The sequence below is a fragment of the Pseudomonas sputi genome, assembly GCF_021603585.1.
Classification (GTDB): Bacteria; Pseudomonadota; Gammaproteobacteria; order Pseudomonadales; family Pseudomonadaceae; genus Aquipseudomonas; species Aquipseudomonas sputi.
In genome coordinates this window covers 18,098-43,657 of record NZ_BQHI01000005.1, presented here as the reverse complement: position 1 = coordinate 43,657, position 25,560 = coordinate 18,098, and the positions used below count along the sequence as shown (strand labels likewise).

The 25,560-nt window shown below is 61.2% G+C and carries 22 protein-coding genes; 6 read left to right on the top strand and 16 right to left on the bottom strand.

The window, feature by feature from the left end; all coding sequences use genetic code 11:
- The first annotated feature begins 90 nt into the window (after positions 1-90).
- Together L6D81_RS08915 and L6D81_RS08910 are read left to right on the top strand one after the other, a co-directional pair.
- Positions 91-1,467: a glutamine synthetase family protein gene (locus tag L6D81_RS08915; RefSeq protein ID WP_011336449.1), complete on the top strand. Its 1,377-nt coding sequence runs from the start codon at positions 91-93 to the stop codon at positions 1,465-1,467.
- 118 nt (positions 1,468-1,585) lie between these two features.
- Entirely contained in the window at positions 1,586-2,212 is a 627-nt protein-coding gene (locus L6D81_RS08910; protein ID WP_236178759.1) for a TetR/AcrR family transcriptional regulator, read from the top strand.
- A 70-nt stretch (positions 2,213-2,282) separates the two neighbouring features.
- Here L6D81_RS08910 and L6D81_RS08905 read toward each other — a convergent pair whose 3' ends face one another.
- The 11 genes from L6D81_RS08905 to argE all read right to left on the bottom strand — a co-directional run bounded on the left by L6D81_RS08905 (position 2,283) and on the right by argE (position 14,407).
- Positions 2,283-2,498 carry a TOBE domain-containing protein gene (locus tag L6D81_RS08905; protein WP_007953520.1) on the bottom strand — a complete coding sequence of 72 codons (216 nt, stop codon included), beginning with the start codon at positions 2,496-2,498 and terminating at the stop codon, positions 2,283-2,285.
- Positions 2,499-2,525: 27 nt separating this feature from the next.
- Positions 2,526-3,332: an aliphatic sulfonates ABC transporter ATP-binding protein gene (gene ssuB / locus L6D81_RS08900; RefSeq protein ID WP_236178758.1), complete on the bottom strand. Its 807-nt coding sequence runs from the start codon at positions 3,330-3,332 to the stop codon at positions 2,526-2,528.
- Positions 3,329-4,111, bottom strand: coding sequence for an aliphatic sulfonate ABC transporter permease SsuC (gene ssuC / locus L6D81_RS08895; protein ID WP_236178757.1), 783 nt, complete (start codon positions 4,109-4,111; stop codon positions 3,329-3,331). Before ssuC ends, ssuB begins: the two co-directional genes overlap by 4 nt.
- Before the next feature lie 9 nt (positions 4,112-4,120).
- Positions 4,121-5,269: an FMNH2-dependent alkanesulfonate monooxygenase gene (gene ssuD / locus L6D81_RS08890; protein ID WP_236178756.1), complete on the bottom strand. Its 1,149-nt coding sequence runs from the start codon at positions 5,267-5,269 to the stop codon at positions 4,121-4,123.
- A gap of 25 nt (positions 5,270-5,294) precedes the next feature.
- Entirely contained in the window at positions 5,295-6,260 is a 966-nt protein-coding gene (locus tag L6D81_RS08885; RefSeq protein ID WP_236178755.1) for a sulfonate ABC transporter substrate-binding protein, read from the bottom strand.
- An 89-nt stretch (positions 6,261-6,349) separates the two neighbouring features.
- Entirely contained in the window at positions 6,350-6,943 is a 594-nt protein-coding gene (gene ssuE / locus L6D81_RS08880; RefSeq protein WP_011336454.1) for an NADPH-dependent FMN reductase, read from the bottom strand.
- Between the two features lie 286 nt (positions 6,944-7,229).
- The gene (locus L6D81_RS08875) at positions 7,230-7,868 is read right to left on the bottom strand and encodes a peroxiredoxin (RefSeq protein WP_011336455.1); all 639 of its coding nucleotides are present in this window, start codon (positions 7,866-7,868) and stop codon (positions 7,230-7,232) included.
- 308 nt (positions 7,869-8,176) lie between these two features.
- Positions 8,177-9,520 carry an OprD family porin gene (locus L6D81_RS08870; protein ID WP_236178754.1) on the bottom strand — a complete coding sequence of 448 codons (1,344 nt, stop codon included), beginning with the start codon at positions 9,518-9,520 and terminating at the stop codon, positions 8,177-8,179.
- 421 nt (positions 9,521-9,941) lie between these two features.
- Positions 9,942-11,270, bottom strand: a complete 1,329-nt coding sequence (locus L6D81_RS08865) for an OprD family porin (RefSeq protein WP_236178753.1) — start codon at positions 11,268-11,270, stop codon at positions 9,942-9,944.
- A gap of 554 nt (positions 11,271-11,824) precedes the next feature.
- Complete coding sequence (argA, locus tag L6D81_RS08860; RefSeq protein WP_064389470.1) at positions 11,825-13,123, bottom strand: amino-acid N-acetyltransferase; 1,299 nt, start codon at positions 13,121-13,123, stop codon at positions 11,825-11,827.
- 135 nt (positions 13,124-13,258) lie between these two features.
- The gene (gene argE, locus L6D81_RS08855; RefSeq protein WP_236178752.1) at positions 13,259-14,407 is read right to left on the bottom strand and encodes an acetylornithine deacetylase; all 1,149 of its coding nucleotides are present in this window, start codon (positions 14,405-14,407) and stop codon (positions 13,259-13,261) included.
- A 156-nt stretch (positions 14,408-14,563) separates the two neighbouring features.
- Here argE and L6D81_RS08850 point away from each other — a divergent pair, with 156 nt between their 5' ends.
- A complete protein-coding gene (locus L6D81_RS08850) occupies positions 14,564-15,934 on the top strand; it encodes a CYTH domain-containing protein (protein ID WP_236178751.1) in 1,371 nt (456 codons plus the stop codon).
- 63 nt (positions 15,935-15,997) lie between these two features.
- Here the strand turns inward: L6D81_RS08850 and L6D81_RS08845 are convergent, their stop codons facing one another.
- Positions 15,998-16,468, bottom strand: coding sequence for an Lrp/AsnC family transcriptional regulator (locus L6D81_RS08845; RefSeq protein ID WP_007951785.1), 471 nt, complete (start codon positions 16,466-16,468; stop codon positions 15,998-16,000).
- 126 nt (positions 16,469-16,594) lie between these two features.
- Between L6D81_RS08845 and L6D81_RS08840 the strand changes: the two genes are divergently transcribed.
- The 3 genes from L6D81_RS08840 (at position 16,595) to L6D81_RS08830 (ending at position 19,195) form a co-directional block, all read left to right on the top strand.
- A complete protein-coding gene (locus tag L6D81_RS08840; RefSeq protein WP_207984276.1) occupies positions 16,595-16,933 on the top strand; it encodes a hypothetical protein in 339 nt (112 codons plus the stop codon).
- Between the two features lie 90 nt (positions 16,934-17,023).
- On the top strand, positions 17,024-18,808 hold the full coding sequence (gene tfpB, locus L6D81_RS08835) for a type IV pilus assembly ATPase TfpB (protein WP_236178750.1): 1,785 nt from the start codon (positions 17,024-17,026) through the stop codon (positions 18,806-18,808).
- Positions 18,809-18,877: 69 nt separating this feature from the next.
- The gene (locus L6D81_RS08830) at positions 18,878-19,195 is read left to right on the top strand and encodes a DUF2388 domain-containing protein (protein ID WP_007951791.1); all 318 of its coding nucleotides are present in this window, start codon (positions 18,878-18,880) and stop codon (positions 19,193-19,195) included.
- A 55-nt stretch (positions 19,196-19,250) separates the two neighbouring features.
- Here the strand turns inward: L6D81_RS08830 and gcvP are convergent, their stop codons facing one another.
- The 4 genes from gcvP to L6D81_RS08810 all read right to left on the bottom strand — a co-directional run bounded on the left by gcvP (position 19,251) and on the right by L6D81_RS08810 (position 25,548).
- Complete coding sequence (gcvP, locus tag L6D81_RS08825; RefSeq protein WP_236178749.1) at positions 19,251-22,124, bottom strand: aminomethyl-transferring glycine dehydrogenase; 2,874 nt, start codon at positions 22,122-22,124, stop codon at positions 19,251-19,253.
- 134 nt (positions 22,125-22,258) lie between these two features.
- Positions 22,259-22,642 (bottom strand): glycine cleavage system protein GcvH, encoded by a 384-nt coding sequence (gcvH, locus tag L6D81_RS08820; RefSeq protein ID WP_236178748.1) that lies wholly within the window; start codon positions 22,640-22,642, stop codon positions 22,259-22,261.
- Between the two features lie 49 nt (positions 22,643-22,691).
- On the bottom strand, positions 22,692-23,774 hold the full coding sequence (gene gcvT, locus L6D81_RS08815; RefSeq protein WP_236178747.1) for a glycine cleavage system aminomethyltransferase GcvT: 1,083 nt from the start codon (positions 23,772-23,774) through the stop codon (positions 22,692-22,694).
- 157 nt (positions 23,775-23,931) lie between these two features.
- The gene (locus tag L6D81_RS08810) at positions 23,932-25,548 is read right to left on the bottom strand and encodes an ABC transporter permease (RefSeq protein WP_236178746.1); all 1,617 of its coding nucleotides are present in this window, start codon (positions 25,546-25,548) and stop codon (positions 23,932-23,934) included.
- Positions 25,549-25,560: the final 12 nt, after the last annotated feature.

The following is a 25,560-nucleotide window of genomic DNA, read 5'->3' as shown; positions in this document are numbered from 1 at the left end:
AGGCCTCGCTTGACTTCGGCAGGCCGTTCGGGTTGACTGAAACCAGAAAAGATCAATGATTGATATTTTTAACAACAAAGGTGTTGCATCATGTCGGTACCCCCGCGTGCCGTTCAGCTTAACGAAGCGAACGCGTTCCTTAAGGAACATCCTGAGGTTCTGTACGTTGACCTTCTGATTGCGGATATGAATGGTGTGGTGCGCGGCAAGCGCATCGAACGCACCAGCCTCCACAAGGTTTACGAGAAAGGCATCAACCTGCCGGCCTCTCTATTTGCTCTGGATATCAATGGCTCCACGGTGGAAAGCACCGGCCTGGGCCTGGACATCGGCGACGCCGACCGTATCTGCTATCCAATTCCCGATACCCTGTGCAACGAGCCATGGCAGAAGCGCCCGACCGCGCAACTGTTGATGACCATGCACGAACTCGAAGGTGATCCTTTCTTCGCCGACCCGCGCGAAGTGCTCCGTCAAGTTGTTGCAAAGTTTGACGAGCTCGGCCTGACCATCTGCGCTGCGTTCGAACTCGAGTTCTACCTGATCGACCAGGAAAACGTGAACGGCCGCCCTCAGCCGCCACGTTCGCCGATCTCCGGCAAACGCCCGCATTCGACCCAGGTTTACCTGATCGACGACCTCGACGAATACGTCGACTGCCTCCAGGACATTCTGGAAGGCGCCAAAGAGCAGGGCATCCCGGCCGACGCCATCGTCAAGGAAAGTGCCCCGGCGCAGTTCGAAGTGAACCTGCACCACGTCGCTGACCCGATCAAGGCGTGCGATTACGCGGTCCTGCTCAAGCGTCTGATCAAGAACATCGCCTACGACCATGAAATGGACACCACCTTCATGGCCAAGCCGTATCCGGGCCAGGCAGGCAACGGTCTGCACGTCCACATTTCGGTTCTCGACAAAGAAGGCAAAAACATTTTTGCCAGCGAGGATCCCGAGCAGAACGCCGCGCTGCGTCACGCGATCGGCGGTGTGCTCGAGACCCTGCCCGCGCAGATGGCTTTCCTCTGCCCGAACGTCAACTCCTACCGTCGTTTCGGCGCACAGTTCTACGTGCCGAACTCGCCGAGCTGGGGCCTGGACAACCGCACCGTGGCCCTGCGCGTACCGACCGGCTCCGCCGACGCGGTCCGTCTGGAACACCGCGTGGCCGGCGCCGACGCCAACCCGTACCTGCTGATGGCATCGGTGCTGGCGGGCGTGCACCACGGTCTGACCAACAAGATCGAGCCACCGGCTCCGACCGAAGGCAACAGCTACGAGCAGAACGAGCAGAGCCTGCCGAACAACTTGCGCGATGCCCTGCGCGAGCTGGACGACAGCGAGGTGATGGCCAAGTACATCGATCCGAAATACATCGATATCTTCGTCGCCTGTAAAGAGAGCGAGCTGGAGGAGTTCGAACACTCCATCTCCGACCTCGAGTACAACTGGTACCTGCATACCGTTTAAGCGGATTGCAGCAAAGGAAAACGCCGTTGGCTTCTCAGCCAGCGGCGTTTTTTTATTGGCCTCTGTGGCAGACATTCAAGCTCTGCGTACAATGCCTGCTGCCCCGCAGGAGACTTTCATGACGCGCCCCGCCCCCGTCCGCAAACCCCGTGCCCGCAGTCAGGCGCGGATCGATTCGATACTCGACGCCGCGCGCACGCTGCTGGCCGCCGAGGGTGTGGCGAGCCTGTCGATCTACAGCGTGGCCGAGCGCGCGCAGATTCCGCCCTCCTCGGTCTATCACTTCTTCGCCAGCGTCCCGGCGTTGCTCGAAGCGCTCACCGCCGATGTGCACGCAGCCTTTCGCGCCTGTCTGCAAGCGCCGATCGATCACGATGCCCTGCGCGACTGGCGCGACCTGTCACGACTGGTCGAAGAACGGATGCTGGAAATCTACGACGAGGATGCCGCCGCCCGCCAGCTGATCCTCGCGCAGCACGGCCTCACCGAAGTCACCCAGGCCGACCGTCAGCACGACCTCGAACTCGGCGACCTGATGCACAAGTTGTTCGACCATCACTTCGAACTGCCGCGCCTGCCGGATGACGTCGATGTGTTCGCGCTGGCCATGGAACTGGGCGACCGCGTCTACGCCCGCTCGGTGCAGCAGCACGGTCAGATCACCCCGCGCATGGCCGAGGAAGGCATGCGGGTGTTCGATGCCTATATCGGGCTGTATCTGCCACCGTATCTGCCCAAGCGCTGAGACACGATCAGCGATCAATAAAAAACCCCGAAGGGCTCACGCCCTTCGGGGTTGTTTTTGTCCCACGCCCTTACAACTTGGCGATGGACACCTCGGTGGATTTCACGAAGGCGATCACTTCGCTGCCGACCTCCAGTTCCAGCTCCTTGACCGAACGGGTGGTGATCACCGAAGTAACGATGCCGGACGCGGTCTGCACGTCGATTTCCGACAGTACGTCGCCGAGAACGATCTCCTTGATCGCGCCTTTGAACTGGTTGCGTACGTTGATGGCTTTGATAGTCATGGCATTGATTCCTGTCGTTTGCTTGAGTTATTGAGCCCAACGCAGTTGCGTAGGCAAGGGTGATACGGGTTCCGGCGCCGGCGGCTCGCCGGGCAGGGACAACACACGGTTGAGCACTTCGGTTTCCAGCGCAGCCAGACGATGAGAGCCACGCACCCGCGGGCGCGGCAGCTCCACTGGCAGGTCGAGGCCGACTTTGCCGTCCTCGATCAGAATCACCCGGTCGGCAATCGCCACCGCCTCGCTGACGTCGTGGGTTACCAGCAACACGGTGAAGCCATGCTGTTGCCAGAGACGTTCGATCAGTTGCTGCATCTCGATCCGGGTCAGCGCATCCAGCGCGCCCAGCGGCTCGTCGAGCAACAGCAGACGCGGCTGATGGATCAACGCCCGGGCCAGCGCCACACGCTGCTTCTGCCCACCGGACAACGCTGCCGGCCATTCATGGGCGCGATCCGCCAGGCCCACCGCATCCAATGCCTGCAAGGCTTGCGGGCGCCAGTTGCCCTTGAGGCCGAGACCGACGTTGTCGATGATCTTTTTCCACGGCAGCAGCCGCGCTTCCTGGAACATCAACCGGGTGTCATCCCGCGCATCGCTGAGCGGTGCGGCACCGGCGAGCAAGTCGCCGCCGGTGGGTTGATCGAGGCCGGCGAGCAAGCGCAGTAACGTGCTTTTGCCGCATCCGCTGCGCCCGACCACGGCGACAAACTGCCCCGCCGGAATGTGCAGATCGATGCCCCGCAGCACTTGCCGCGAGCCGAAGGTCTTTTGCAGGTTGTGCACCGCCAGCGGAATCCCGCGCAGCAGGCGTGGAGGTTGTTGAGCGGTCATGCCGCACCTCCTTTCGCCACTTGATACGCCGGATGCCAGCGCAGCCACACACGTTCAAGTCCACGGGCCGCGAGGTCGGCCAGTTTGCCGAGCACCGCGTACAGCAGAATCGCCAGCACCACCACGTCGGTCTGCAGGAACTCCCGGGCGTTCATCGCCAGGTAACCGATGCCGGAGCTGGCGGAGATGGTCTCCGCGACGATCAGCGTCAGCCACATGAAGCCCAGGGCGAAGCGCACGCCGACCAGAATCGAAGGCAGCGCGCCCGGCAGAATCACCTGCCAGAACAGGCTGAAACCGGACAGGCCATAACTGCGGGCCATTTCAACCAGCGCCGAGTCGACGTTGCGGATGCCGTGATAGGTGTTGAGGTAAATCGGGAACAACGTGCCCAATGCCACCAGGAAAATCTTCGCCGACTCGTCGATGCCGAACCACAGGATCACCAGCGGAATCAGCGCCAGGTGTGGCACGTTGCGGATCATCTGCACTGAGCTGTCGAGCAGGCGTTCGCCCCACTTCGACAGGCCAGTGATGAACCCCAGCACCAGACCGATGCTGCCACCGATGGTGAAGCCCAGCGCGGCGCGCCAGCCGCTGATCGCCAGGTGCGTCCAGATTTCACCGCTGCGCACCAGGCTCACGCCGGCTTCGATCACCGCTATCGGCGCCGGCAGAATCCGCGTCGACAACCAGCCCGCCGATACCGACAACTGCCACACCGCCAGCAACAACACCGGCAACGCCCAGGGCGCGAGGCTGTGGATAAGTTTCTTCATGGCGGCGCCTCAGCTCTGGGACGCTGCTTTGGGAAGAATGTCGTTGGCCACCATCTCGCCGAACGGGCTGACGTAACCGGCGCTTTTCGGCAATTCCGGACGCTCGACATCGAGGTGCGGGAACAGCAGTTCAGCCACCCGATACGATTCTTCGAGGTGTGGATAACCGGAGAAGATGAAGGTATCGATGCCCAGATCCGCGTATTCCTTCACGCGCGCCGCCACGGTCGGGCCGTCGCCGACCAACGCGGTACCGGCACCGCCGCGCACCAGGCCGACGCCGGCCCACAGGTTCGGGCTGACTTCGAGGTTGTCGCGGCTGCCACCGTGCAGCGCGGCCATGCGTTGCTGGCCGACCGAATCGAACCGCGCCAGCGAAGCCTGGGCACGCTTGATGGTGTCGTCGTCCAGGTGCGAGATCAGGCGATCCGCCGCTTGCCAGGCTTCAGCATTGGTTTCCCGCACGATCACATGCAGGCGAATGCCGAAGCGCACGGTGCGCCCGAGCCTGGCGGCCTTGGCGCGCACCTGTTCGATTTTCTCGGCGACGGCTGCGGGCGGCTCGCCCCAGGTCAGGACCATTTCCACTTGTTCGGCGGCCAGATCCTGCGCCGCTTCCGACGAGCCACCGAAATACAGCGGCGGACGCGGTTGCTGGATCGGCGGATAGAGCAATTTGGCGCCCTTCACGCTGATGTGCTCGCCGTCGTAATCCACGGTTTCACCTTCCAGCACCCGACGCCAGATCCGGGTGAATTCCACCGAGGCCTGATAGCGCGCTTCGTGATCGAGGAACAGGCCGTCGCCGGCCAACTCTTCCGGATCGCCACCGGTCACCAGGTTGAACAGTGCACGACCGCCGGACAGACGATCCAGGGTCGCCGCCTGACGCGCCGCCACCGTCGGGGAAATGATCCCGGGGCGCAGGGCGACAAGGAATTTCAGACGCTGGGTCACCGGGATCAACGATGCCGCCACCAGCCACGAGTCCTCGCAGGAACGGCCGGTGGGAATCAGCACGCCGCCGAAACCCAGTCGATCCGCCGCTTGCGCGACCTGTTGCAGATAGCCGTGGTCGACGGCGCGGGCGCCTTCGGCGGTGCCAAGGTAATGGCCGTCGCCGTGGGTAGGCAGGAACCAGAAAATGTTGAGGCTCATGGAGTGGTCTCCTTGGGGATTCGAATTACTGCGCCTTGGCCACAGCGGCCGGTGGGGTCCAGATCACATCCTTGATGCTCAACGGCTTGGGAATCAGCTTGAGCTGGTAGAAGGTGTCGGCGATTTTCTGTTGCGCGGCGACCACTTCCGGGGTCAGGAACAGCGCGCCGTAGCCCTGGCGTTTCACCGAAGTCAGGGTGATGTCTGCCGGCAGGCCGAGCAGCGGCGACACCTGTTGGGTCACGTCTTGCGGATTGGCCTTGGACCACTCGCCGACGGCGCGCACTTCTTCCACGAGGGTCTTGATCACCTCGGGATTTTTCTGTGCGTAGGGTTTGGTCGCCAGGTAGAACTGGTGGTTATCGACGATGCCTTTGCCGTCACGCAGGGTGTGCGTTTGCAGCTGTTTCTCGGCGGCGGCCTGGTACGGGTCCCAGATGACCCAGGCGTCGACACTGCCACGCTCGAACGCGGCGCGGGCATCGGCCGGCGGCAGGAATACGGTTTGAATGTCGGTGTACTTGAGGCCGGCGTCTTGCAGCGCACGCACCAGCAGGTAGTGGACGTTGGAGCCTTTGTTCAGGGCGACTTTCTTGCCCTTGAGATCCGCCACCGATTTGATCGGCGAGTCTTTCGGCACGAGGATCGCTTCGCTGTTTGGCGCTGGTGGCTCGTAAGCGACGTAGAGCAGATCAGCGCCGGCAGCCTGGGCAAAGACCGGCGGGGTTTCGCCGGTGACACCAAAGTCGATCGAGCCGACATTCAGGCCTTCGAGCAGTTGCGGGCCGCCGGGGAATTCAGTCCATTGCACGTCGACGCCTTGGGCGGCGAGACGTTTTTCCAGGGTGCCCTTGGCTTTGAGCAGCACCAAAGTGCCGTACTTCTGATAACCGATTCGTAGCGTCTCGGCCTGAGCTTGAGTGATGGCGCCGAAGGACACAGCCGCAGCAAACAGAGCGACCAGACCACGACGCAAAAATACAGTGCGCATAGCGCTCTCCTTTTTGCTGTTGGGTTTTGGCTGCACCTGCTTGGCCGTTGGCGGCTGAGTAAGGTGAGTACTTCAAGTTTCGGTGTGGCTCAAATGCTCCAGCGAGCACTCAACAAACGTTCGTTCAACAGCCCCGGCTCCAGCGGCTTGGGCCGGCGGGCCATGGCGCTGACAAACTGGTCCAGCGCCTCATGCAGCCGCTGCTCCAGTGCCGGTGCCAACTGCGCCTGGGCACTGCCTTCGCCGTAGGCGATCTGGCTGTCCTCGGCAAAAATCCCTTGCAGCATTTCCTGGGCCTTCAACGCCGACAGCACCGGCTTGAGCGCGTAATCGACCACCAGCATGTGGGCGATGCTGCCGCCGGTGGCCATCGGCAGAACAATCTTGTGGTTCAGCGCACGCTCGGGCAGCAGATCCAGCACGGTCTTCAGGGCGCCGGAAAACGACGCCTTGTACACCGGCGTGGCGATCAGCAGGCCATCGGCGTTTTCAATCTGTTGCAGCAGGTCGAGCACCTTCGGGCTGTCGAAGCGGGCGTGGAGCAGGTCTTCGGCCGGGAAGTCCCGCACCTGATAACTCACCACTTCCACCCCTTGCTGCTGTAACCAGCGTTGGGAGCGCTCCAGCAACACCCCGGAGCGAGAACGTTGACTGGGACTGCCACCGAGTGAGACGACCAGCATTCAGACGATTCCTTTGCGCGTTACAGGCGATTCGCGGGTTGCGATCTCGCTTCGATGTCAGTGACCTTACCAGCTGATTTATATATCTATAAATCATATTTATTCATTTGGTTATTCTTTATGGAGATATACATTTCACTTTCCTGCGGCAAAAAAACAGGCCGTCAAAGCGGCCTGAAACCCTGCATCGTGGTGTGTACTGATCGCTCCCTGACTGATCGCTCCCACGTCGAGGCGTCGAACCGTCCGCGTGGGAACGATCTGCAACGAGATGTGCCCGGTAAGGTTATTTGTTCGGCTGTGGGGTCAGGCGCAGGTACGGTTTCACCGCGCGGTAACCCTTGGGAAAGCGCTGCTTGATTTCGTCTTCGTCCTTGAGCGACGGCACGATCACCACTTCTTCACCGTCCTGCCAGTTGGCCGGTGTGGCCACCTTGTAGTTGTCGGTGAGCTGCAGCGAATCGATCACCCGCAAAATCTCGTGGAAGTTGCGACCGGTGCTGGCCGGATAAGTGATGGTCAGGCGGATCTTCTTGTTCGGATCGATCACGAACAGCGAACGCACGGTCAGGGTGTCGTTGGCGTTCGGGTGAATCAGATCGTACAGATCAGACACCTTGCGATCGGCATCGGCCAGGATCGGGAAGTTGACGATGGTGTTCTGGGTTTCGTTGATGTCCTCGATCCACTTGTGATGCGAGTCCACCGGGTCGACCGACAGTGCGATGGCCTTCACGCCGCGCTTGGTGAACTCGTCCTTGAGCTTGGCGGTGAAGCCCAGTTCGGTGGTGCACACCGGGGTGAAATCCGCCGGGTGGGAAAACAGCACGCCCCAGCTATCGCCCAGCCATTCGTGGAAACGAATCTTGCCGGCGCTGGAATCCTGTTCGAAATCGGGGGCGATATCGCCAAGTCTGAGGCTCATGGTGCGGCTCCTGATAAGAGGTTGGAGACCTCAACTGTAGCTCGGGATTTGTTCTTCTGAAAAAGAATAAATAACTAGATATTTATATCCATATTGAATATTAAACTTCTGTTCACTGGACGCCCCGCAGCATCGCGACGAACATCGCCCTCAAGGTTCGAGAAGGCCTTGAGTTGCTGTAAAGAGGGGAACATCGGGAAAGGCTTACGGGGGTGAGCCGGACCCGAAAACGCAAAAGCCCCGTCCGGCGCAATGCCGGACGGGGCTTTTTTACATCAGCTTTTTTACATCAGTGCAGGAGCGCGCGATTACAGCAGCGGGATCGAGTAGCTGACGATCAGGCGGTTTTCGTCCTGCGAACGGGTGTTCGGCAGGTCGGTGCGCCATACAGCGTTTTTCCACATCAGGCCGACGTTCTTGAACGGGCCTTCCGGTACGACGTAACCGATGGTGAAGTCGCGTTCCCACTCGGAACGGTTCGAAGCGCTTTCGCGACCGCTGGTGCCAACGGTGTCGATCGAATCGCCTTTCAGGTAAACCACACCAGCGGTCAGGCCTGGTACGCCGATTTTGGCGAAGTCATACGAGTAGCGAGCCTGCCAGGTTTTCTCGCCGGCACGGCCGAACTTCTGGATCTGCATGTCGGTGATGGTGTAGTTCGACGAACCGTCGCCCTGGTTCAGCCAAGGGAAGTCAGAGCTGCCGTTGGACACCTGGTAACCGCCACCGAAGGTGTGACCTTCAACGGTGTACAGGAACAGGCCGCTGTACAGATTGTTGTCGACTTCGCCACGACCGTTGCGCACGCCGGTGTAGTTACCGGTGCTGAAGTACGCAGGATCAGTGCCGTTCTTGCCGTCGTCGGAGCTGTTGAAGTAACGGAAGTCAGACTTCAATACGCCCGGGCCGATGGCCCAGTTGTGTACCAGACCCAGGAAGTGCTGCTTGTAGAAGTCTTCCAGGTTGCCGTAGTAGTACTGGGCAGTCAGGTCTTTGGTGATCTTGTAGTCACCACCGGCGTAGATGAACTTGTTGCTGTCACGGAAGCCGGCGCCACGGGTGTTTGCACCGCTGATGGACAGGTTTTCGTTGTTGCTGGAGTTACGGCCTTTCACGGCTTCGATCTGACCACCGACCAGGGTCAGGTCCTTGATTTCGCCGGAAGTGATCTGACCGCCCTGCCAGGTTTGCGGCAGCAGACGACCGTCGTTGGTCACGATGACCGGGTTCTTCGGCTGCAGGGTGCCCAGCTTCAGTTCGGTCTGGGAGATCTTGGCTTTGGCAGTCAGGCCCAGGCTGGAGAAGTTGTCGACCGCTTTACCGTTGGACTCGCTCGGGAACACAGTGCCGCCGTAAGCGGCACCGCTGTTGCCGTTGGTGCCGCCGCCCGAATCCAGACGCACGCCCAGCAGGCCGATAGCGTCGATACCGAAGCCTACGGTGCCTTGGGTGTAGCCGGAGATGAAACGCAGATCGAAGCCTTGGCCCCACTCTTCGTTCTTGTTGGCGCCTGCGCCATCGCGGTAGTCAGTGTTGATGTAGAAGTTACGCAGCCCCAGGGTGGCCTTGCTGTCTTCGATGAAACCGGCGGCGCCTGCCTGCTGCGCCAAAACCCCTACGGCCACGGCCAGGGCCAAGGTGGACTTGTTCATGTTTCGCTCCTCTCGTTTCTAATTCTTTTGCTTTTTGCTTTTTGCTGTCGGCTCCGGATCAATTGCCCGAAAACCTGGAACACTCATCGCAGCGGATCGCTTACCCCCGTCAAAGCCGCGGAAGCATACCTCGTCATAATCTCGAAAAGAATTGCTTCACTCTTTTTAAGAACATCGAGGCATATACAAAGGCACGACAGAATGGAGGTATCGGCTTGAACACCGATTCCTGAACCCTTCAGATTGTCGAGGGACAAAAATGCCAAAACACCGCAGCGCTTTCCGGGCGTCGGACGGCCTACTCTAGACTGACGCCTTAAAACACAAAAAGAATAAAAAACAATCAATAAATAACATTTGGAAATATATAAAAAAAGGCAAAAAAAACCTTGCCGCGCGGCAAGGTCTTTTTCAGCACTTTTTACAGGAAGCTATAGGTGTAGTTGAAGATCAGACGGGTCTGATCCTGATCGGCAATATTGATCTGGCTGCCACGATAAACACCATTGCGCAGTGTCACGCCGAAGCCTTTGAGTACGCCCTGTTGAACGGTGTAATCAATACGCATGTCTCGTTCCCACTCGGACATGTCGCTACCGGTGCCGTTCGTTGCCTTGATGTTTTCGCCATGCAGATAAGCGATCGAGGCTTTGAGGCCCGGTACGCCCAGACCTGCGAAGTCATAGGAATACTGACCGAAGGTGGTGTTTTCACCGGCACGGACAAAGCCGTTAACCATGGCGTCAGTGAACAAATAGAAACTGGTTCCACCGGCACCTTCAGGGCGACCGTTGCCATCGACCACGTTGCCTTGGTTCAAGTAGACGAAACCACCGTCATCGTTGACGCGTTGATGGCCGAGCAAGAACGCATTGCCACCCAAGGTGTAAGTGAACATGGCGCTCCAGGTCTTGTTATCGACCTCGCCCGGATTTCTGGCATAGCCGCCATTGTTATTGAAGCGGTAGCCTGCTTCGCCGTTCTTGCCATCGGAGCTGCTGTCAAAATAGCGAATATCGGTCTTGAACGACTGGTTGGTGCTGATCGGAAGAACATGCACCAGGCCGAAGAAGTTCTGCTTGTAATAATCCTGCAGGTTGGAGTGGTAGTACTGCAGGGTCAGGTCTTTGGTGACCTTCCAGTCGGCGCCTGCATAGCGGAACTGATTGCTGTCCTGCGTACCACCAGCCACTGCGAGGCCAGTACTGTTTGTCGAGGCACGACCCACTGCATGCTCGAGCTGACCGGCGTTGAAGGTGACGTTGTCGATTTCCTTGGAGGTGACCGTGCCACCCTCGAAGGTTTGAGGCAGCAGGCGGCTATCGTTCGCGACCAGAATCGGCAAGTTAGGTTGCAGAGCACCACCCAAGTGAGCTTCGGTCTTGGACAGACGTGCCTTGACGTTACCCGCTATGCGGCTCCAGGAATGTGTTGCCGAACCGTCGGAATCACTCGGGGAGAACGTGTTGCTGTCCGGGTGGTGCCCACGTCCACCATCCAGGTGAATGCCGCTGAGCGCCTGCACATCCAGACCAAACCCGACCGTGCCCTGAGTAAAACCGGAGAGGTAATCGAACTTGAAGCCCTGCGCGGTCTCTTTCTGATCGGCGCCGCCATCACGGTTATCGTTGTTGTAGTACATGGTGCGGGAACTCAGGGAAGCCTTGCTGTCTTCGATGAAACCCGCGGCCCCTGCTTGCTGCGCCAATACCCCAAAGGCCACAGCCACGGCCAAGGTGGACTTATTCATTGTCAAGCTCCTCGTTTCTAATTCTTGTTTGCCTGGCCCGGATCAACGCCCGAGTCCGAAGGTTAGCGATTAGCGCCAGAGCGTGACTCACAAGTCAATCGTAACTTTGTGTGTCTACGACCATAGTCTAATCTCCGGTGTTTTGGTCCATGCCGCTTCATGAGTTCGTCATGAATCTGAAAAGAATTGAAACCTTCTTTTCTAATACCCTTTAGGAATTGAACCCCGTATTTAAAGGCTCGCGTGCTCCCCATGCGAACCTGCCGGTCAATTTCTGAAGGGTATTGAACCACCCTGCCTAGAGCGATTTGCGCTGACGTAATCCAGAAACATTTCCATCACAACAACAGCCAACCCGCGCAATATCCGGATCAATTGTTACAGTTTGTGTATCGTGGATATTTCTTTCACGCACAACGCAGCCGCCGGCTTGCAGGATTGACCTGGCTCGGTGCAGCCATCGTGTTCAGTGATGTTGAATCAGGAGAAGAGCTGCAGAAAACGGCTGGGTGGGGAGCTTGCGGCCTGCATCTGCTGCCCCACAGCCTGATGAGTCAAAGCGTCTTTTCGAAGATCTTCGAATTGCGCTGATAGTTATAGAGAGAAGCCCGCGCCGCCGGCAGGCGTTCGACGCTGCTCGGCTCGAAACCGCGCTCGCGGAACCAGTGGGCGGTGCGGGTGGTGAGAACGAACAGGGTTTTCAGGCCTTGCGCCCGGGCACGGGTCTCGATGCGCTCGAGCAGTTCGTCGCCGCGACCGCCATGACGGTATTCCGGGTTCACGGCCAGGCACGCCAGCTCGCCGGCATCCGAATCGGCAATCTGATACAGCGCCGCACAGGCGATGATCATCCCTTCACGCTCGACCACGCTGAACTGCTCGATCTCGCGCTCCAGCACTTCACGGGAACGGCGCACCAGAATGCCCTGCTCCTCCAGCGGACTGATCAGGTCAAGCAAACCGCCGACGTCTTCAATCGCCGCCTCGCGCACCAGTTCGAATTGCTCCTGGGCCACCAGCGTACCGCCGCCGTCGCGGGTGAACAGTTCAGTCAGCAGCGCGCCGTCCTCGGCATAACTGACGATATGGCTGCGCGCCACGCCGCCTCGACAGGCTTCGGCGGCGGCATCCAACAGTTCCGCCTGATAGTTGCTGCCCAGACGCTGCAAATGTGCCGGCACCTGTTGCGGACGCAGCTCGCGCACCAGTTTGCCGTTTTCGTCGATCAGACCGAGGTCGGCACCGAACAGCAGCAGCTTGTCGGCCCCCAGATCGATGGCGGCGCGGGTGGCGACATCTTCACAGGCCAGGTTGAAGATCTCACCGGTCGGCGAATACCCCAGCGGCGACAGCAATACGATGGAGCGCTCGTCGAGCAGGCGGTTGATGCCTTTGCGGTCGACCCGGCGCACTTCGCCGGTGTGGTGATAGTCGACACCTTCCAGCACGCCGATCGGTCGTGCCGTCACGAGGTTGCCGCTGGCGACCCGCAGGCGCGAGCCCTGCATCGGCGACGAAGCCATGTCCATCGACAGCCGCGCTTCGATGGCGATGCGCAGCTGGCCGACCGCGTCGATCACGCACTCCAGCGTCGCGGCATCGGTGATGCGCATGCCGTGGTGGTAATGCGGGGTCAGGCCACGGGCGGCGAGACGGGTTTCGATCTGTGGACGGGAACCGTGAACCAGCACCAGCCGCACGCCGAGGCTGTGCAGCAGCACGATGTCATGGACGATATTGCCGAAGTTCGGATGCTCCACGCCGTCGCCCGGAAGCATGACGACGAAGGTGCAATCGCGGTGAGCATTGATATAAGGAGACGCGTGGCGAAGCCAATTGACGTATTCGGGCATGAACCTGGGCCTGTAATAAATAGCAGCCGGAAAAGGGGCGAAACGGAAAACGCACAGCGGGCTGATGGTTATCGTCGGAACAGGCTTGGCGACACGCGCGCTCTCCTCATGAATACGGGTGGATGGGTGGGCAATTTATACAGTTTTGAGACAGTAATGTTCGATCAACTGCCGCAATAGATGCACGGTAGGCTGCAAACGTGACATTTCGAGGTACTCGCCCGGTTGGTGCGCACAGGCGATGTCGCCGGGGCCGAGCACGATGGTTTCGCAGCCAAGACGCTGAAGATAAGGCGCTTCGGTGCCGAACGCTACCGCTTCGGCCGTGTGGCCGGTGAGTTTTTCGGCAATTCGCACCAGCTCCGCGTCCTCGGCCTGCTCGAACGACGGCACCTCGGGAAACAGTGGCGCGTAATCGATCTTCACTTTATGCCGTTCGGCGACCGGGTTGAGCTTGCGCAGAATTTCGTTGCGCAAGACCTTGGGATCCATCCCCGGCAGCGGCCGCAGGTCGAACTCCAGCGAACACTGGCCGCAAATGCGGTTGGGGTTGTCGCCGCCGTGGATGCAGCCGAAGTTCATGGTCGGCTGCGGCACGCTGAACTGCGGGTTGTTGAATTCGCGTTGCCACAGCAGGCGCAGGCCACGCAGTTCGCCGATGGCGTCGTGCATCGCTTCGAGGGCGCTGTGTCCCAGACGCGGATCCGACGAATGGCCGCTCTGCCCGAGGATATCGATGCGCTCCATCATGATGCCCTTGTGCATGCGGATCGGCTTGAGCCCGGTCGGCTCGCCGATCACCGCCGCCCGGCCCAGTGGACGCCCCGCCTCGGCCAGCGCCCGGGCGCCGGACATCGAGCTTTCTTCATCACAGGTGGCGAGGATCAGCAGCGGTTGCCTGAACGGCTGGTCGAGCAGCGGTTGCACGGCTTCAATGATCAGGGCGAAGAAGCCCTTCATGTCACAACTGCCGAGACCGACCCAGCGTCCGTCGACTTCCGTGAGTTTCAGCGGATCGGTTTTCCACAACGCATCGTCGTACGGCACCGTGTCGCTGTGCCCCGCCAACACCAACCCGCCGGGGCCACTGCCAAAGCTGGCGAGCAAGTTGAATTTGCCGGGGCTGACCTGCTGGATGTCGCAACTGAAACCGAGGTCGCCAAGCCAACCCGCCAGCAGATCGATCACCGCCCGGTTGGACTGGTCGAGGCGCGGCTGGGTGCAACTGACCGACGGCGCAGCGATCAGTGCAGCGAACTGGTCTTGCATGGACGGCAAAGGCATCGCTGACTCCAACTCCCGGATTGGAGTCCATCATAGAACCATCCGGCGCCGAGAATAAACCGCCGCAAAGCGTAGGAAGGTTCAGTCCTGTACACTGCACGGCCTTGGCAGCCACACATTCCCCCGGCTGCGCTCCCGATCCTGGATTTTCCGGCCATGCAGAAAGAAACCGAAATCAAACTCCGCGTCAGCCGCGAAACCCTCGCCGCCCTGCGCGAGCACCCTCTCCTGAAAAAACGCAACAAAAGTGGCTGGGAACGCCGTGAGTTGATGAATCAGTATTTCGACACGCCTGAGCGTGACCTGGCCCGGGCCAAGGTTGCCCTGCGCCTGCGCAAGGACGGCGAAGAGGTGATTCAGACCCTCAAGACCCGTGGCCAGAGCGTCGCCGGCCTGTCCGAGCGTAACGAGTACGACTGGAACCTGCCCAAAGCCAGGCTCGACGTGAAGAAACTCGACGGCGAATGCTGGCCCGAGTCCCTTGCCGACCTGGACAAGAAAACCCTGAAGCCGATCTTCACCACCGATTTCGTCCGCGAGCGCGCCGAAATCGCCTGGGGCCGTGGCAAGACCAAAGTGGTCATCGAAGCCGCGCTGGACCTGGGCCATGTGGTGGTCGGCAAGCAGAAAGAAGAAATCTGCGAGCTGGAACTGGAACTGCGCGAAGGCGAGCCTGCCGCACTGCTGGAGCTGGCCGCCGAGCTGGCCGAAACCCTGGCCCTGATGCCGTGCGACATCAGCAAGGCCGAGCGCGGTTATCGCCTGTACGACGCCAACAGCTACTCGCTGAGCCTGCCGGCGCCGGCCATCACCGCCGAAACCCCGCTGGACGACGCCTTCGCCGCCCTGGCCTGGCACTTGCTCGGCAGCAGTCAGCGTCTGGCCGAACAGTATCGCTTCAACGGTCACTGGCGCCTGCTGCAGGACTGGGTCGAGAACCTTGCGGAAATGCGCGCCCTGCTGAGCAGCCTCGGCCAGGCCGCACCGCGTCAGTCGACCCACGACTTGCGCGTGGCACTGGATGCGCTGCTGGAAGACTGGCGTCCGCTGGTACAGGTCGGCATCGAAGACGAAGACGTGCGCAAAGCCGCGCCGGAACAGTTCCTCGAAGAGCTGGAAGACCCGCGCTGGGGCCTGTTCTCGCTGAACGCTTCGCGCTGGTTGCTGGCCCGTACCTGGACGGCTGACCGCAACACCCGTGGCAATCGCCAGGGTGCTGCGCAGTTGCAAAGCTGGCTGCCGCGCCTGTTGGGCGAAGAAGCCACTTCGCTGCAATTGCAGCGTTATCAGCAGCAGCCGGAAGATCTGGCCGAGCAACTGCCGCGCATCGAACGCATCCAGGTCTGGCTGCACCACGCGCGCAACGTGCTGGAGATCCCGGAAATGGATCGCCTGTACGGCGAGCTGAACAAACTGGCGCAACTGGCCAATGAGCCGACCATCACCGACGAACTGCTCGATGCACGCAAGCATCAGGCGATTGCGGTGTATCAGAATCGCGCCTGGAAAATTCTGCTGCGCATGTAATCCCCGCTAAAGATCGTTCCCACGTCAAGGCGTCGAACCGTCTGCGTGGGAACGATCATCAAATCAGCGCAATACCGGCAGGCTTGTCGTGGACTTGATCTCCGACAGCGCGACGATCGAGTTCACTTCCTGAATCCCCGGCACCAGCGACAGTTTCTCGAAGAAGAACCGCTCATACGCCTCGATGTCCGCCGCGACGATCCGCAGCAGGAAATCCACCGCCCCCATCAGCACATAACACTCCAGCACTTCCGGAAAGCCGCGAATCGCCTCGGTGAACTCAGTGAAGTTCGAACGGCCGTGGGCGTTGAGTTTGATCTCGGCGAAGATCTGCGTGTTCAGGCCAATCTTCTTGCGATCGAGCAAGGTCACCTGACCACGAATGATCCCCTCCTCCTTCATCCGCTGAATCCGTCGCCAGCACGGCGACTGCGACAGGCCTACCTGTTCGGCGATCTGTGCGCTGGACAAGGAAGCGTCCTCTTGCAGCAGGGCGAGAATGCGCCGGTCATAACTGTCCAGCTCGCTGTGCATAAATAATCCTCAAAATCAGCCAATGCCGAATTGATATACCCGACCAATCGCGCAAGAAGCTCATCTTAGACAAGAAATGCCCGGCATCGAATGTAAAAATTCCTCCACTGATTCCGGAGACCTGCCATGCCACACCTCGAAGCCGTCAACACCCCCGCGCCCCGTGCCGATGTGTGGAACGCCAGCAACGCCCATTGCCTTGCGCAGTACCAGATCCTGGCCGAAGCCGAGCCGGATTTGCTGGTGCGGGTGCTGAACCTGTTCGCCTTGCAGTGCCTTACCCCGGAACAGGTCAATGTCCAGCGGCTCGACGACCTGCTGTCGATCGACATCGTCATGAGCGGCCTGAGCTGGCACCGCGCCCAGGTGATCGCGGAAAAACTTCGTAACCTGATCAGCGTCTGCTCGGTGAACCTGCAAAACCCCGAGGCGGCGTGGGATGCGCCGGCGCAGGCGGCCGGCTGACAAGAACCGAAACGTCTTCGTCGGGTAGTGGCCCAACGGTCGGCGGGGCCACGACTATCCTTTGCGCACTGTCGTTCAAAAGGAGCCCGCATGTCCGTTCAACTCGCCGCTCAGGACCGCTGGCTGGATCTCAATGAGGTACTGCGTGAACTGGTCGCCCAGGGTTTCATCTGCCAGGACTCGGCCGAACAGGCGCTGAATGCCCGGCGTCGGCATGCCGCCCACGGCCAGAAACACCCGCTGGAATTCATCGCCAGCCAGCAACTGGACGATCTCAGCCGTCCGGGCAAACACCTCGATCTGGAAAGCCTGACCCTGTGGCTGGCGCAACAGGCCGGCCAGCCGTACCTGCGGATCGATCCGCTGAAGATCAACGTCGCCGCCATCACGCCGCTGATGTCCTATGCCTTTGCGCAGCGCCACAAGATCCTCGCGGTGTCGGTCGACCGCGACGCGGTGACCGTGGCCAGCGCCCAGCCCTACGTCAGCGGCTGGGAAGCCGATCTGACTCACGTACTGAAACTGCCGATCAAGCGAGTGGTGGCCAACCCGGCGGACATTCAGCGATTCAGCGTCGAATTCTTTCGCCTCGCCAAATCGGTCAGCGGCGCCAGCAATGCCGATGCGCAGAACGGCAACCTCGGCAACTTCGAACAACTGCTCAACCTCGGCGCCAGTGATCAGGAGCCCGACGCCAACGACGCGCACATCGTCAACATCGTCGATTGGCTGTTCCAGTACGCCTTCCAGCAGCGGGCCAGCGATATCCACATTGAACCCCGACGCGAGCAAGGCACGGTGCGTTTTCGCATCGATGGCGTGCTGCACAACGTCTATCAATTTCCGCCACAGGTGACGATGGCCATCGTCAGTCGCCTGAAAAGCCTTGGCCGGATGAACGTCGCCGAGAAGCGCAAGCCCCAGGACGGCCGGGTCAAGACCAAGACCCCGGACGGCGGCGAGGTCGAGCTGCGGCTATCAACGCTGCCCACCGCGTTCGGCGAAAAAATGGTGATGCGGATCTTCGACCCGGAGGTGCTGCTCAAGGATTTCGATCAGCTCGGGTTTTCAGCTGACGATCTGCGCCGCTGGCAGGACATGACCCGCCAGCCCAACGGCATCATTCTCGTCACCGGCCCGACCGGTTCCGGCAAGACCACCACGCTGTACACCACGCTGAAAAAACTGGCGACGCCGGAGGTCAACCTCTGCACCATCGAAGACCCGATCGAGATGGTTGAGCCGGCCTTCAACCAGATGCAGGTCCAGCACAACATCGACCTGACGTTCGCCGCCGGCGTGCGCGCGCTGATGCGACAGGACCCGGACATCATCATTATTGGCGAGATCCGCGACCTGGAAACCGCCGAAATGGCGATCCAGGCGGCATTGACCGGGCACCTGGTGCTCTCGACCCTGCACACCAATGACGCACCAAGCGCCATCAGTCGTCTGCTGGAGCTCGGCGTGCCGCATTACCTGATCAAGGCCACCGTCCTCGGTGTAATGGCGCAACGACTGGTGCGAACACTGTGCCCGCACTGCAAGGCGCCGCTGACTCTGGACGAAGAAGACTGGCAAACCCTGACCCGGCCGTGGCAGGCGCCGCTGCCGGGCAATGCGCAACGGGCCATCGGTTGTCTGGAGTGCCGTGACACCGGTTATCACGGTCGCGCCGGGGTCTACGAAATCATGCAACTGACCGACAGCCTCAAGGCCTTGATCAGCCCTGACACCGATCTGACGGCGATCCGTCGGCAGGCATTCAAGGAAGGCATGCGCAGCCTGCGCCTGTCCGGCGCGCAGAAAGTCGCGGCCGGGCTGACAACGCTTGAAGAAGTATTGCGGGTGACACCACAGAGCGAGCAGAAATAGCCTCTCACGGAACCGGATCGGCGAAACGACGATCCAACCCGTTATTCAACACCAGTGGAGTCACCCAACATGCGTCTCAAACTTGCTGTCGCCACCCTTGCCCTGCTGTCTCTGCCCGTCGGTTCGGCAATGGCCGACAGCTTTTGGCGTAACGTCATTTCGTCCGGCGCCACCACCGGCTCGACCTACCTGACCTTCAAGGATCACAAACTGATCGTTGCCGCCCAGGACGACGCCGGCAGCTTCGTCGCCAGCGATGGCGGTATCCGTGGCCCGTACCTGGAAGCCGCGATGCAGAAAGTCCGCGCCGACAACCCGGGCCTGCAGGCAACGGACATGGAACTGGCGAACGCGATTCTGGCGAAGAACGCCGTGGCGTCGGAATAACTTTCCGGACAGACAAAAATGCCGCTCACACGAGCGGCATTTTTTTGTCCGCTGATCAGCGGTAATCGTCCACCGGCACGCAGGCGCAGAACAGGTTGCGGTCGCCGTAGACGTTATCGACCCGGTTCACTGCCGGCCAATATTTGTGCGCTTGGGTGTGTGCATCCGGCGTGATGCCCTGCTCGATGCTGTACGGCCGCTCCCACACGCCGGTGATATCGGCCAGGGTGTGCGGCGCCCGTTTGAGCGGGTTGTCTTCGGCTGGCCAGTTGCCGTTCTGCACCTCGGTGATTTCTGCGCGGATGCTCAGCATGGCGCCGATGAAGCGATCCAGTTCGGCCTTGGACTCGCTCTCGGTCGGTTCGACCATCAAGGTGCCCGGCACCGGGAACGACATGGTCGGCGCGTGGAAACCGTAATCCATCAGGCGCTTGGCGACGTCCTCTTCGCTGATGCCGGTGGCGGCCTTGAGCGGCCGCAGATCCAGAATGCACTCGTGGGCGACCCGCTCGTTGCGCCCGGTGTACAGAACGGGGAAAGCACCCGAGAGGTGCTGCGCCAGGTAATTCGCCGCCAGAATCGCCACCTCGCTGGCGTCCGCCAATTGCGGCCCCATCATCGCGATGTACATCCAACTGATCGGCAGAATGCTCGCACTGCCCCACGGGGCGGCGCTGATCGCTCCGTTCTGCGGTTGCGGCCCGTCGATCGGAATCACCGGATGGTTGGCAACGAACGGCGCCAGATGTGCGCGCACGCCAATCGGCCCCATGCCCGGCCCGCCCCCGCCGTGGGGAATGCAGAAAGTTTTGTGCAGGTTCATGTGTGACACGTCGGCGCCGATGTCCGCCGGCCGCGCCAGCCCGACCTGAGCGTTGAGGTTGGCGCCGTCCATGTACACCTGGCCGCCGTGTTTGTGGATAACTTCGCAGATCTCGCTGATGCCTTCCTCGTACACGCCGTGGGTCGACGGGTAGGTCGCCATCAGGCACGACAGCCTGGCCCCGGCCTCGGACGCCTTGGCTTTCAAATCCTCCAGATCAACGTTGCCGGCGTCGTCGCACTCGACAATCACCACGCGCATCCCCGCCATCTGCGCCGAGGCCGGGTTGGTGCCGTGGGCCGAGGAAGGAATCAGGCAGATATCCCGCCCGCCCTGCTGTCGGCTTTCGTGATATTTGCGGATTGCCAGCAGCCCGGCGTACTCGCCCTGGGCGCCGGAATTGGGCTGCATGCAGATCGCATCGAACCCGGTGATCGCGCACAACCAGCGCTCCAGTTCCTCGATCATCAGCGTGTAACCGACAGCCTGCTCCCGGGGCACGAACGGGTGCAGGTTGGCGAATTGCGGCCAGGTGATCGGGATCATTTCGCTGGTGGCGTTGAGTTTCATGGTGCAGGAGCCCAGCGGGATCATCGACTGGTTGAGCGCCAGATCCTTGTTTTCCAGCTGTTTGAGATAACGCAGCATCTCGGTTTCGCTGTGGTGGGCGTTGAACACCGGGTGGCGCAGGTACGGCGTGCTGCGCTGCAACGTGTCGGGAATACCGGAGGTCAGCGCTTCAGCGTCGAGATCATCGACGCTCAACCCGTGATCGGCGCCCAGCAGCACATCGAACAGTTTGGCCACAGTGTTTTCATCACAGGTCTCGTCGAGGCTCAGACCCAGTTGGCCACGACCGAGAATGCGCAGGTTGATCTGCGCGGCCCGGGCGCTTTCGATGATCGCGGTTTGCGCCCCGCCCACGTCCAGCGTCAGGGTGTCGAAGAAGTGTCGGTTGAGGCGCTGGATGCCATGGCGCTCAAGCCCGGCGGCGAGAATGCAGGTCAGCCGGTGCACGCGCTGGGCGATTCGTTTCAGTCCTTCCGGGCCGTGATAGACCGCATAGAAACTGGCGATGTTGGCCAGCAACACCTGGGCGGTGCAGATGTTCGAATTGGCCTTCTCCCGACGAATATGCTGCTCGCGGGTTTGCAGGGCCATGCGCAGCGCGACGTTGCCACGGGCATCTTTCGACACGCCGATGATCCGCCCGGGAATCGCCCGTTTGTATTCCTCGCGGCTGGCAAAAAACGCCGCGTGCGGGCCGCCGTAACCCATCGGCACGCCGAAGCGCTGGGATGAGCCGAACACCACGTCCGCACCCAGTTCGCCCGGCGGGGTCAGCAACAACAGACTGAGCAGGTCGGCCGCCACGCAGGCCAGTGCTTGCTGCGCGTGCAGGTGATCGATAAGCGGCCGCAGGTCACGGACTTCGCCGTGGGTGTCGGGGTATTGCAGCAGCGCGCCGAACACCTGGTGCTGCTTCAAGTTATCCACAGCGTCGACGATCAGCTCGAAGCCGAAGCCTTCGGCGCGGGTCTGCACCACGGAAAGGGTTTGTGGATGACAGTTTTCGTCAACAAAGAACAGATTGCTTTTCGACTTCGCCACCCGCTTGGCCAGGGCCATGGCTTCCGCCGCCGCGGTGGCTTCATCGAGCAGCGAAGCGTTGGCCAATTCAAGGCCGGTGAGGTCGATGGTCAGTTGCTGAAAGTTGAGCAACGCTTCGAGCCGGCCTTGGGCGATTTCCGGTTGGTAAGGCGTGTAGGCGGTGTACCAGCCGGGATTTTCCAGCACGTTGCGCAGGATGACGGTCGGCGTCAGGGTGCCGTGGTAGCCCATGCCGATCAGGCTGGTCCAGACCTGATTCTGTTCGGCATAGCCGCGCAGTTTGGCCAGCGCTGCCTGCTCGTCCAGCGCCGGTGGCAGGTCCAGCTCGCGGTTGAGGCGAATGCCCGGCGGCACGGTCTGCTCGATCAGTTCGACCCGGCTGCCGAGGCCGAGGCTGTCGAGCATCGCCTGTTGCTCGGCGGCATCGGGGCCGAGGTGGCGGCGCAGAAAGGCATGGGGATCGCGTAACTGGCTCAGGGATGGCAACTTGGACATGACGGGCTCTCTCTTGGCTGGCGGCTCGGCGTCAATGCAACACGGTCAAACCAGCATAGCAGCCACCCCGACGGCAAAAGTCCCGGGCAGAAAAAAGCCCCGACGGGTCGGGGCTTTGGGGCCTGGCGTGCAGCTTATTCGCCGATGGCAGCCTTGTAGGCGGCCGCGTCGAGCAGCTTGTCCAGTTCGGCCTTGTCGCTTGGCTTGAGCTTGAAGATCCACGCGGCGTACGGATCGTTGTTCAGCTCTTCGGGCGAACCGGCCAGGTCTTCGTTGACCGCAATCACTTCGCCACCAACCGGGGAATAGATGTCGGAAGCAGCCTTGACCGACTCGACAACACCGGCGGCATCACCGGCAGCGAACACCTTGCCCACTTCTGCCAGCTCGACAAACACCACATCACCCAACGCTTCCTGGGCGTGATCGCTGATGCCCACGGTGACGGTGCCGTCGGCTTCCAGGCGCACCCATTCATGACTTTCGGCAAAACGCAGGTCGGCGGGGATATTGCTCATGTTCTGTGTCCTCAGGAAATAGGTCAGCGGTCGTGCCCGCCGGAAAAGGTTAGATCAAGGTTTTGCCATGGCGTACGAAAGTCGGTTTGACCACCCGTACCGGGTACCACTTGCCACGGATTTCCACTTCGGCGCGGTCGGCAGTCGCCATCGGCACACGCGCCAGGGCAATCGACTTGCTAAGCGTAGGAGAGAAACTACCACTGGTGATCTCCCCTTCGCCAACATCGGCGATACGAACCACCTGATGGGCCCGCAAAACCCCGCGTTCCTCAAGCACCAGGCCGACCAGTTTGTGCTGCACACCGGCGGTTTTTTCCGCTTCCAGCGCGTCGCGACCGATGAACCGGCGCGTGGCCGGCTCCCAGGCGATGCTCCAGGCCATGTTCGAGGCCAGTGGCGAAACCTCCTGGTGGATGTCCTGACCGTAGAGGTTCATGCCGGCTTCGACCCGCAGCGTGTCGCGCGCACCGAGACCGATGGGGGAAATGCCGGCGCCCACCAGATCGTTGAAAAACCCGGGGGCCTGATCGGCCGGCAGGGCGATTTCCAGACCGTCCTCGCCGGTGTAACCGGTGCGCGCAATGAACCAGTCGCCGTCGACGTGGCCTTCGAAAGGCTTGAGCATCTGGATCAGGTTGGCTCGGGACTGAGTCACCAGTTCGGCAATCTTGTGCCGGGCATGGGGGCCTTGGATGGCGAGCATCGCCAGCTCGAAGCGTTCGTGCATTTGCACATCGAAACTGCCCAGCTGTGCCTGCATCCAGGCCAGGTCCTGATCGCGGGTGGAGGCGTTGACCACCAGACGATAACCGTCTTCGAGGCGGTAGACGATCATGTCGTCGACGATGCCGCCGCGCTCGTTGAGCATGGTGCTGTACAACGCACGGCCGGGGCTGTGCAGGCGTTCGACGTCATTGGCCAGCAAATGCTGGAGCCAGGCCTTGGCCTGGGGGCCGCTGACATCGATCACGGTCATGTGGGAAACATCGAATACCCCGCAATCGCGGCGCACCTGATGGTGCTCCTCGACCTGCGAGCCGTAATGCAGGGGCATGTCCCAACCGCCAAAATCGACCATCTTCGCGCCGAGGGCGAGATGCAGGTCATACAGAGGCGTACGCTGTCCCATGGGTTTCTCCTTCCGGGCGTGGCGAAGGTGCGGAGCGCTGCTGCACGGATCGGAAAGCCCTGTATCAAAGGGCCTTCAGCCGATTTCAGCGACAGGGTCTGTCAGACGGACCGCACCGAATGCCGCGCATTGTAGCCGCATGATTCAGGACTGACGACTAAGTGTTGCGGTGCGCCGAACGACGGATCAGTCCGATGACCGGCAACAGACCGACCAGCACTAACGTCAGCGCCGGCAACGACGCCCTCGCCCATTCGCCTTCGCTGGTCATTTCGAAGATCCGCACCGCCAGCGTGTCCCAGCCAAACGGGCGCATCAGCAGGGTCGCGGGCATTTCCTTGAGCACATCGACGAACACCAGCAACGCAGCGCTGAGCGTGCCGGGCAGCAACAGCGGCAGATACACTTTGAAAAACAGTCGCGGACCGCTGACACCCAGGCTACGTGCCGCTTCAGGCAAAGAGGGCCGTATACGCGCCAGACTGCTTTCCAGTGGTCCATAGGCCACCGCCACGAACCGCACCAGATACGCCAGCAGCAACGCTGCCAGACTGCCCAGCAGCAGCGGCTTGCCCGCACCACCGAGCCAGCCGGACAGCGGAATCACCAGCTCCCGATCCAGATAACTGAACGCGAGCATGATCGACACCGCCAGCACCGAACCCGGCAAGGCATAACCGAGATTGGCCAGACCGACCGCAGAGTTGATCGTCCGGGTGGGCGCCAGCCGCCGGGCGAACGCCAGCAACATCGCCACGCTGACTGTGATCAAGGCTGCCATGCCGCCCAGATACAAGGTGTGGAGAATCAGCCCGGCGTAGCGCTCATCCAGGTCGAAGCGCCCGCGCTGCCAGAACCATACCCCCAGTTGCAGCACCGGAATGACAAACGCACAGGCGAACACCAGACCGCACCAGCCGGTCGCCGCCCAGGCCTTGGGCCCGCGCAGGTGGTACAGCGCCTTGATCCGTGGCCGCTCGTTGCTTGCCCGGTTCGCCCCACGGGCACGGCGCTCGCCATACAGCACCAGCATCACCACCAGCAGCAACAGACTGGCCAGTTGCGCGGCACTGGGCAGGCTGAAGAAGCCGTACCAGGTCTTGTAGATCGCGGTGGTGAAGGTATCGAAGTTGAACACCGACACCGCGCCGAAATCCGCCAGGGTTTCCATCAGCGCCAGCGCCACGCCAGCACCGATCGCCGGTCGCGCCATCGGCAACGCCACGCGCCAGAATGCTTGCCACGGTGACTGGCCGAGCACTCGTGCGGCTTCCATCAGGCCTTTGCCCTGCGCGAGAAACGCGGTGCGCGCCAGCAGGTAAACGTAGGGGTAGAACACCAGCACCAGCACCAGAATCACGCCGCCGGTAGAACGCACTCGCGGCAGGCGCAGGCCGGCGCCGAACCATTCGCGCGCCAGGGTCTGCACGGGGCCTGCGAAGTCCAGCAGGCCGACGAAGACGAACGCCAGCACGTAGGCCGGGATGGCGAACGGCAGCATCAGCGCCCAGTCGAGCCAGCGCCTACCGGGGAATTCGCAGAGGCTGGTGAGCCAGGCCAGGCTCACGCCGATCAGCGTTACCCCCACGCCAACGCCGAGAACCAGCGTCAGGGTGTTGCCCAGCAGACGCGGCATCTGGGTTTCCCACAGGTGCGACCAGATCTGGTGATCGATGGTTTGCCATGAGAGCAGGAGGACGCTGAGGGGGAGCAGCACCAACGCGGCGATGGTGAAGACGATGGGGTACCAGCGGCGTTGGGCGGGGTGGGCCAAGGAAACAGTCTC